General features: G+C 66.8%; 6 protein-coding genes and 1 pseudogene. 6 read left to right on the top strand and 1 reads right to left on the bottom strand.

Features of this window, described 5'->3' with window-relative positions; all coding sequences use genetic code 11:
- The 6 genes and pseudogenes from ACI2JH_RS18910 to ACI2JH_RS18885 all read left to right on the top strand — a co-directional run.
- Nucleotides 1-294 (top strand): annotated as a pseudogene (locus ACI2JH_RS18910) (methyl-accepting chemotaxis protein); the annotation flags it as partial.
- 241 nt (nt 295-535) lie between these two features.
- On the top strand, nt 536-2,806 hold the full coding sequence (locus ACI2JH_RS18905; RefSeq protein WP_404736931.1) for a methyl-accepting chemotaxis protein: 2,271 nt from the start codon (nt 536-538) through the stop codon (nt 2,804-2,806).
- Nucleotides 2,807-2,861: 55 nt separating this feature from the next.
- Complete coding sequence (locus ACI2JH_RS18900; protein WP_101099688.1) at nt 2,862-3,734, top strand: CheR family methyltransferase; 873 nt, start codon at nt 2,862-2,864, stop codon at nt 3,732-3,734.
- Nucleotides 3,731-4,327, top strand: coding sequence for a chemoreceptor glutamine deamidase CheD (gene cheD / locus ACI2JH_RS18895; protein WP_101099708.1), 597 nt, complete (start codon nt 3,731-3,733; stop codon nt 4,325-4,327). Before ACI2JH_RS18900 ends, cheD begins: the two co-directional genes overlap by 4 nt.
- Nucleotides 4,324-5,397 (top strand): chemotaxis response regulator protein-glutamate methylesterase, encoded by a 1,074-nt coding sequence (locus tag ACI2JH_RS18890; RefSeq protein WP_404736930.1) that lies wholly within the window; start codon nt 4,324-4,326, stop codon nt 5,395-5,397. The genes cheD and ACI2JH_RS18890 overlap by 4 nt, the downstream gene beginning before the upstream one ends.
- A 31-nt stretch (nt 5,398-5,428) precedes the next feature.
- The gene (locus tag ACI2JH_RS18885; RefSeq protein ID WP_101116247.1) at nt 5,429-5,728 is read left to right on the top strand and encodes a hypothetical protein; all 300 of its coding nucleotides are present in this window, start codon (nt 5,429-5,431) and stop codon (nt 5,726-5,728) included.
- Nucleotides 5,729-6,067: 339 nt separating this feature from the next.
- On the opposite strand, the gene ACI2JH_RS18880 is transcribed toward ACI2JH_RS18885, so the two are convergent.
- Nucleotides 6,068-7,074 (bottom strand): aconitase family protein (locus tag ACI2JH_RS18880; protein ID WP_404736929.1); only part of this gene is annotated, 1,007 nt, incomplete at its 5' end.

Below are 7,074 nucleotides of genomic sequence, written 5' to 3'. Positions count from 1 at the left end.
GCCGGCATCGAACAGGTCAACCAGACCGTGGTGCAGATGGACGAAACCACCCAGCAGAACGCGGCGCTGGTGGAAGAAGCCACCGCCGCCGCGCGCGCCATGGAAGAACAGGCCGGCCACCTCAGCGAGGCGGTGTCGGTGTTCACCCTGGACGAGGTCGAGCTGCAGCACGACACCCCGGCACCGACACGTCCGCGTGCCGCTGCACCGACGGCCGCCCCGTCCGCCCCGCGCCGCCCAGCCAGCCGCCAGCCGGCGACCGAGCTGGCCGATGGAGACTGGCAGGAGTTCTGATCCGACTGCGTCTTCGGATAAGGCCGGGCCTGGTGCCCGGTCTTTTTTTTGCCCACTCGGTAGTGACGGCCGCTGGCGGTCATGTGGCGACCGCCGCCCCGGTTGGTGACGACCGCCACCCCGGTGGGTGACGACCGTTGGTCGTCACGCTCTTCTACACCACTCAATTGTCCGCCATCGCGGCCGATAACACGGATGACGCGGCAGATCCGCGCCCCCTTCCCTGTTCTGGTCCCGCTCCATGACGCTCAAGCAACGCTGGCATCGCTACTTCGACAACCTCCCGGTTCGCCGCAAGCTCAACCTGCTCACCCTGCTGATCGCCATCGGCGTCATCGCACTGTCCATCGTCGCTGCGCGCATGCAGTACCTGGACCTGACCGAAACCCGCAAGGAATCGCTGGCGGTGCAGGTGGAACTGGCCGAAGGCGTGCTCAGCCACTACCAGAAGCTGGCGGCCAGTGGCGAACTGACCGAAGCGGCCGCAAAGGCCGCCGCCATCCAGGCCCTCGACGCCATGCGGGCGCAGGACAGCGCGTACTACTACAACGTGCTGGACACGAACTACGTGCTGTTGATGCACCCGTTCAAGCCCGAGCGCGTGGGCAGCGTGCAGAAGGACTACACCTCCGTTGACGGCGTGCCGCTGTACTACCTGCAGGTGGGCATGGCGCGCATCGGTGGTGGCTTCACCTACTACCAGACCAACAAGCCCGGCGCCGAAGAGCCGATCGACAAGGTCACCTATGCGCACATGTTCGCGCCATGGCAGTGGGTGGTGACCAGCGGCGTGTACATGGACGACGTGCAGGCCCAGGCGTGGACATTCACGCTGATCATGGCGCTGACCGGCGGCATCGTCGTGCTGGTCGTACTGGCGCTGAGCTGGGTGATCGGCAGCCGCATCGCCACCCCGCTGCGCAAGGCCACCCTGGTTGCCGAAGGCATTGCCGCGGGCAAGCTGGACAACGCCATCGGCGAACAGCCGCACGACGAACCCGGGCGCCTGCTGCACAGCATGGGTCGCATGCAGGACCAGCTGCACACCGTGATCGGCGGACAGCGCGAAATGGCGCGCCGCCACGAAGCCGGCGAACTGGCCTACCGGATCGACGCCGACAGCGTGCCGGGCGAGTACGGCCAGATGGTGCGTGACACCAACCTGCTGGTCGGCAGCCACGTGCAGACCCTGCACGACGTGCTGGCGGTGGTGCAGCAGTACGCCATCGGCGATCTGCGCGCCGACATCGCCCGCTACCCCGGCGACAAGGCCGCCATCACCACCACCGTCGATGCGGTGAAGGCCAACCTGGGCCGCATCAACGCCGAAATCAAGCGGCTGGCCGCCTCCGCCGCGGCCGGCGACTTCAGCCAGCGCGGCGACGCCGCCGCGTTCGAACACGATTTCCGCGCGATGGTGGAAAACCTCAACGCGATGATGACGGTCAGCGATGACAACCTCGGCAAGCTGTCGGCGCTGCTTTCGGCCATCGCTGAAGGCAACCTGACCGCCCGCATGCACGGTGAGTTCCAGGGCGTGTTCGCCCGCATGCGGGACGATGCCAACGCAACGGTCATCCAGCTCACCCGGATCGTCGGCCAGATCCAGGGCGCGACCAGCAGCATCACCCTGGCCGCCGGTGAAATCGCCAGCGGCAACAATGACCTGTCGCGCCGCACCGAACAGCAGGCCGCCAACCTGGAAGAAACCGCGGCATCGATGGAGGAACTGACCTCCACCGTGCGCCAGAATGCCGAGCATGCGCGCCAGGCCAACCAGCTGGCAATCGGCGCGGCCGGCGTCGCCTCGCAGGGCGGCGAGGTGGTCGGCCAGGTGGTCACTACCATGACCTCGATCGAAGCCTCCTCCAGGAAGATCGCCGACATCATCTCGGTGATCGACGGCATCGCCTTCCAGACCAACATCCTGGCGCTGAATGCCGCAGTGGAAGCGGCGCGCGCCGGCGAACAGGGCCGCGGTTTCGCCGTGGTCGCCAGCGAAGTGCGCACGCTGGCGCAGCGTTCGGCCGCAGCGGCCAAGGAGATCAAGAGCCTGATCGACGAGTCGGTCAGCAAGGTGTCCGATGGCTCCGCGCTGGTCCACCAGGCCGGCGCCACCATGGGCGAGATCGTCGCTTCGGTGCAGCGCGTGACCGACATCATGGCCGAGATCTCCGCGGCGTCGCAGGAGCAGTCCGCCGGCATCGAACAGGTCAACCAGACCGTGGTGCAGATGGACGAAACCACCCAGCAGAACGCGGCGCTGGTGGAAGAAGCCACCGCCGCCGCGCGTGCCATGGAAGAACAGGCGACCCAGCTTGCCGATGCCGTGGCGATCTTCCGCCTGGATAGCCAGGTGGATGCCGCGGTACGCGCGGTCGCGGCCCGCATTGAACGACCCACGATCACACCCGCGGGCCCGGCGCGCGCCCCGGCACGCACCGCCGCGCGCCCAGCCCCCACTCCGCGCGTGCTGCAGACGCCGGACGACGGCAACTGGCAGGAATTCTGATCCGCAACGGCGCCGGTAGCACCCCGCGCCTTCGTTCCCGCACTGGACACCCCCTGTGACCCTGCCTGCCTCCCCGCTCGTCCGCACCGACAATCGCGAATTCGACTTCGCCGACCGCGATTTCCGCCGCGTCTGCGAACTCATCCACCAACGTGCCGGCATCGCCCTGGCGCCGGCCAAGCGCGACATGGTGTATGGCCGCCTGTCGCGGCGCCTGCGTGCGCTGGGCATGCGCAGCTTCCAGCAGTACCTGGACCATCTGGAAAACGGTGGCGATGACGAATGGCAGGCGTTCACCAATGCACTGACCACCAACCTCACCGCGTTCTTCCGCGAACCGCACCATTTCGACAAGCTGCGCGAGGAACTGCAGGCACGGGCCGCCACCGCCACCAGCGCCAATCCGCTGCTGCTCTGGTCATGCGCCGCGTCCACCGGCGAGGAGCCCTACTCCATCGCGATCACCGCCTGCGAAGCCTTCGGCACGCTCAAGCCGCCGGTACGGATCGTGGCCACCGACGTGGATACGCAGGTGCTGGCCACCGCTGCGCGCGGCGTCTATGCGCTGGAGCGCGTGGCCTCGTTGGAAACGGATCTGAAACGTCGCTATTTCCAGCGCGGCACCGGCCCCAACGACGGCCAGTGCCGGGTAGTGCCCGCGCTGCGTGAACTGATCGATTACCGCCCGCTCAACCTGCTCGCACCGCGCTTCGACATCGGCGGCCCGTTCACTGCCCTGTTCTGCCGCAACGTGATGATCTACTTCGACAAGCCGACCCAGCGCGACATCCTCGGCCGGCTGGTCCGCCACCTGGCAGACGACGGCATGCTGTACACCGGGCACTCCGAGAACTACCTGCATGCCGCCGACCTGATCCAGCCGTGTGGCCGGACGCTGTACCGCCGTGCGCCGGGAGCACCGACGTGAGCGCCGCCCTGCGCGAAGACGATGTCATGCGCTACTACGACAGCCGCTTCAAGGTCACTGCGGCCAAGCTGCTGCCCACCCAGTACCTGGTGGTGGACGATGACACCGCGCTGACCACCATCCTCGGTTCCTGCGTGGCCGCCTGCCTGCGCGATCCGGTGCTGCGCATCGGTGGCATGAACCACTTCCTGCTGCCGGAGGGCAACGTCGGCGATGGTGCACCTGCGCGCTATGGCAGCTACGCGATGGAACTGCTGATCAACGACCTGCTCAAGCGCGGCGCCAACCGCAAGCGCCTGGAAGCCAAGGTGTTCGGCGGCGCCAACGTGCTGAAGGGCTTCACCAGCAACCCGGTGGGTACGCGCAACGCCGAGTTCGTGCGCCAGTATCTGCAGGCCGAGCACATTCCCATCATCGCCGAGGACCTGTGCGGGATCCATCCGCGCAAGATCTGGTTCTTCGCCGACAGCGGCCGCGTGGTGGTCAACCGCCTGCCGCACGCGCACGAAGCCGAAGTGGCTGCGGCCGAATCGGCCGTACGCGCCCGCCTGTCCAAAGCCCCGGTCACCGGCGGCGTGGAGCTGTTCGAATGAGCCTGGAACAACCCTGTCGCGTACTGATCGTGGACGATTCGGCCGTGGTCCGGCAGATCCTCAGCGAGATCCTGGCCAGCGATCCGGGCATCGAAGTGGTCGGCACCGCCGCCGATCCGCTGCTGGCCCGCGAGAAGATCAAGCGGCTGGCACCGGACGTGATCACGCTGGATGTGGAAATGCCGCGCATGGATGGCCTGGCCTTCCTGGAGAACCTGATGCGCCTGCATCCGCTGCCGGTGGTGATGATTTCATCGCTGACCGAGCGCGGAGCGGACACCACCCTGCAGGCGCTGGCACTGGGCGCGGTGGATTTCGTGTCCAAGCCGAAACTGGATGTGACGCGGGGCCTGCAGGGCTATGCCGATGAGATCATCGAGAAGGTGAAAACAGCTGCGCGCTCACGGGTGCGCGCGCTGGTGCGTTCGCCCGTGGTACCCAAGGTCACGCTGGCATCGCCCGGCGCAACGAGCGCGCCACGGCCTTCGCAGTTCCGCACCACTGACCGCCTGATCGCCATCGGCGCTTCGGCCGGCGGTACCGAAGCACTGCGCGTGGTCCTGGAAGGCCTGCCCGCCGACGCCCCCGCCGTGGTGATCACCCAGCATCTGCCGGCGACCTTCAGCACGGCATTCGCCGAGCGCCTGGACCGGCATTCGGCGATGGCCGTGCGCGAAGCGAGCGATGGCGAAGCGGTACTGCCGGGCCATGCCTACCTGCCGCCGGGCGGCAAGCACCTGCGGGTGATCCGCGATGGTGCGCGCTGGCGCTGCCGGATCGACGACGGCCCGCCGGTGAACCGTCACAAGCCGGCGGTGGACGTGCTGTTCCAGTCGGTGGCACAGAGCGCCGGCGCCAATGCGATCGGGGTGATCCTGACCGGCATGGGCGATGACGGCGCACGCGGGCTGCTGCAGCTGCGCCAGGCAGGCGCCCCGACGCTGGTGCAGGATGAAGCCACTTCGGTGGTCTGGGGCATGCCGGGCGCCGCGTTCAAGCTCGGCGCAGCCGAAGAACAGCTGCCGCTGGAGAAGATCGCAGAGCGCCTGCTGGCGTTGTCGCGTAGCTGATCCGGTAGTGACGGCCGCTGGCCGTCAACGCGTGGCCATCATCGATATGGTGGGTGACGACCGTTGGTCGTCACGGTTCTGCTTTCCGCTGCGCTCGCCAAGCATGGCTCGGCGCTACCGGGCTACGCGCTGCCAGACGGTAGTGACGGCCGCTGGCCGTCAGCGCGTGGCCGTCATCGATCTGGTGGGTGACGACCGTTGGTCGTCACGATTCTGCTATCCGCTGCGCTTGCCGAGCACAGCTCGGCGCTACCGGGGCTTCCACGCGCAGTTGCAGGCCGAAGGCCTGCGGCACGCGTACCAGCGTCGACAGCAGCAGTTCGTCGGCTGATTGGACATCCGTCGGTAGACTTCCCTTTACGGGCGATGCGGGTTGCCGTGCCGGTTTACCACGCAAAACGGCGCCCCTGCACGTCCAGCGTGGACAGTCGACGATGCACCATGCATGGGCCAGGTTGTAACTGAATCGCTCAATGCGCGTCAGCGGCGGGCGCCACCGCGCAAAGCGTGACGACCAACGGTCGTCACCCACCGGAAAAGGAGCACCCGCCCGGTCCCCACCCGTTGCCGATCCCCGCCCTACCCCACAAAACAAGAACCCCCTGGTTTTCACCAGGGGGTCCTGTCCAATCCGTGCCGACCAAAGTCGGCACCACGAAAGCAGAAGGAATCAGGCGGCGACCGGCTTGCCCGCTTCCTGATACTCCTCGATCTGATCGAAGTTCATGTAACGGTAGATCTCCGCACCGCTGGCTTCCAGCACGCCCACGTCCGCCGTGTACTCTTCCTTGGTCGGAATCCGGCCCAGGCGCGAGCAGATCGCCGCCAGCTCCGCCGACCCCAGGTACACGTTCGAATTGCGGCCCAGGCGGTTCGGGAAGTTGCGGGTCGAGGTCGAGAACACCGTCGCGCCCTCGCGCACCTGAGCCTGGTTGCCCATGCACAGCGAGCAGCCCGGCATCTCCATGCGTGCACCGGCGCTGCCGAAGGTGCCGTAGTGGCCCTCGCGGGTCAGCTCGGAGGCATCCATCTTGGTCGGCGGAGCCACCCACAGCTTGGTCGGGATGTCACGCTTGCCTTCCAGCAGTTTGGCCGCCGCACGGAAGTGACCGATGTTGGTCATGCACGAACCGATGAACACTTCGTCGATCTTGGCGCCGGCGACTTCGGACAGCATCTTGACGTCGTCCGGATCGTTCGGGCAGGCCACGATCGGCTCGTGGATGTCGGCCAGGTCGATCTCGATCACCGCGGCGTACTCGGCATCGGCATCCGGTGCCAGCAACTGCGGATCAGCCAGCCATTCCTTCATCTTGTCGATGCGACGCTGCAGCGAACGCGGATCCTGGTACCCCTCGGCAATCATCCACTGCAGCAGGGTGATGTTGCTGGTCAGGTATTCGATGATCGGCGCTTTGTCCAGGTGCACCGAGCAACCAGCAGCGGAACGCTCGGCCGAGGCATCGGACAGTTCGAATGCCTGTTCCACCTTCAAGTCCGGCAAGCCCTCGATTTCCAGGATGCGACCGGAGAAGATGTTCTTCTTGCCGGCCTTGGCCACGGTCAGCAGGCCGGCCTTGATCGCGTACAGCGGGATCGCGTTGACCAGGTCGCGCAGGGTCACGCCCGGCTGCATCTTGCCCTTGAGGCGCACCAGCACCGATTCGGGGATGTCCA

The organism is Stenotrophomonas sp. NPDC078853, assembly GCF_044901215.1.
Classification (GTDB): domain Bacteria; phylum Pseudomonadota; class Gammaproteobacteria; order Xanthomonadales; family Xanthomonadaceae; genus Stenotrophomonas; species Stenotrophomonas lacuserhaii.
Note: the sequence above shows the minus strand (reverse complement) of the source record. Positions and strands in the feature narration are given on the sequence as shown.

Excerpts from the sequence above, each read along its gene's own strand:
- ACI2JH_RS18905 (WP_404736931.1), top strand. The coding sequence starts at position 536 with ATGACGCTCAAGCAACGCTGGCATCGCTACTTCGACAACCTCCCGGTT.
- ACI2JH_RS18890 (WP_404736930.1), top strand. The coding sequence starts at position 4,324 with ATGAGCCTGGAACAACCCTGTCGCGTACTGATCGTGGACGATTCGGCC.